General features: G+C 66.7%; 2 protein-coding genes. Both read right to left on the bottom strand.

Annotated elements, in window-relative coordinates:
* Nucleotides 1–40 precede the first annotated feature (40 nt).
* Nucleotides 41–955, bottom strand: a complete 915-nt coding sequence (locus ABD223_RS43275; RefSeq protein WP_344044177.1) for an IS3 family transposase — start codon at nucleotides 953–955, stop codon at nucleotides 41–43.
* A complete protein-coding gene (locus ABD223_RS43270; protein ID WP_344044175.1) occupies nucleotides 955–1,278 on the bottom strand; it encodes a transposase in 324 nt (107 codons plus the stop codon). The genes ABD223_RS43275 and ABD223_RS43270 overlap by 1 nt, the downstream gene beginning before the upstream one ends.
* Between the last annotated feature and the right edge of the window lie 69 nt (nucleotides 1,279–1,347).

Below are 1,347 nucleotides of genomic sequence, written 5' to 3'. Positions count from 1 at the left end.
ATGAGGTTCACCCCGAACGGTGGACAGGGGCTTACGAGATTCAGGCAGCTGCTCGGAGTGACTTCTCATAGTCGTCGGGACTACGCATCCCGAGCTTGGAGTGCCGCCGCGTACTGTTGTAGAAACGGATCCAGTTGTCAACTACGGCAACGAGTTCCGTCTTCGTGGCGTAGGCATGTCGGTAGTAGTGCTCGTGCTTGAAGGTCGACCAGAACGACTCGGCGGGGCTGTTGTCCCGACAGATCCCGGTCGCGCCCATCGACCGGCGCAGCCCGTGCCGCAAACACGCTTGTGCGGTCAGGTTTGCCGTGTACTCGCCGCCGCGGTCGGAATGCAGCACGGTGCCACGAACCGCGCCGCCGCGGACGGCCACGGCTGCCTCGATGGCGGTGGTGACCATCCCGGCGCCGATGTGGTCCGCGACGCTGTAGCCCAGCACCCTGCGGGAGTGCCCGTCACGGATCGCGCACAGGAACATCTCGCCCTCACCGCAGGACAGGTACGTGATGTCGGTGAGCCAGACGGCGTCGGGGCGGCCCTGGTCGAACCGACGGTCGACCAGATCCGGCGGGAACGACGCGGACGGGTCGGCCACGGTCGTTCTCACCCTGAACGTGCGGGGGCTGACGCCCTCGATCCCGATGTCGGCCATGACCCTGGCGACGGTCTTGGCGCCGACCACCTCGCCCCGGTCCCGCAACTCCGCGGTGATCCGGGGCGATCCGTAGGTCCCGCCGGAATCCTGGTGCGCCTGGACGATCTTCACCTCCAGATCCGCACGGCGCTGCTGCCGCGGCGTCAACACCGTTGCCGCACAACGCTTCACGTAGGCGTAATAGCCGGAGGCGGACACCTTCAACAGGCGCGCCATGCGCCGGACCGCGAACCGGTCGCCCTCGGATACGGCGACACCGGCCACTCCGGTGATGTCGTCGGGACCGGCGTACTTCGCCATCAGAGGGAACCGGGCCGGTTCTTCTGCATCGCGGCGAAGTACGCCGAGGCTTTTACCAAAAACGCGTTGTCCTTCTCCAACTCGGACACCTGCCGGCGCAACCGCTGCAACTCGGCCCGCTCGGCCGCCTCCAGGGGCTGCTCTCCATGGACCTCGGCCGCGGCGATCCGGCGCCGCTCGTCCTTGACCCAGACGCTCAACATCCCCGCGTCGATCCCCAGCTCACGGGCGACCTCGGTGATCGTACGACCGGAATCGATCACCCGGTGCGCGGCCTCGACCTTGTACTCAGCCGTGTAGGAACGGCGCTTCCGAGGCGGCATGAAGACATCCTTCCAGCAGAACCCTCGGTCCTGCTAACTCGGTGTCCACTGCCCAGGGTGAACCTCACC

The sequence above is a fragment of the Saccharothrix xinjiangensis genome (assembly GCF_039527585.1).
Classification (GTDB): domain Bacteria; phylum Actinomycetota; class Actinomycetes; order Mycobacteriales; family Pseudonocardiaceae; genus Actinosynnema; species Actinosynnema xinjiangensis.
Note: the sequence above shows the minus strand (reverse complement) of the source record. Positions and strands in the feature narration are given on the sequence as shown.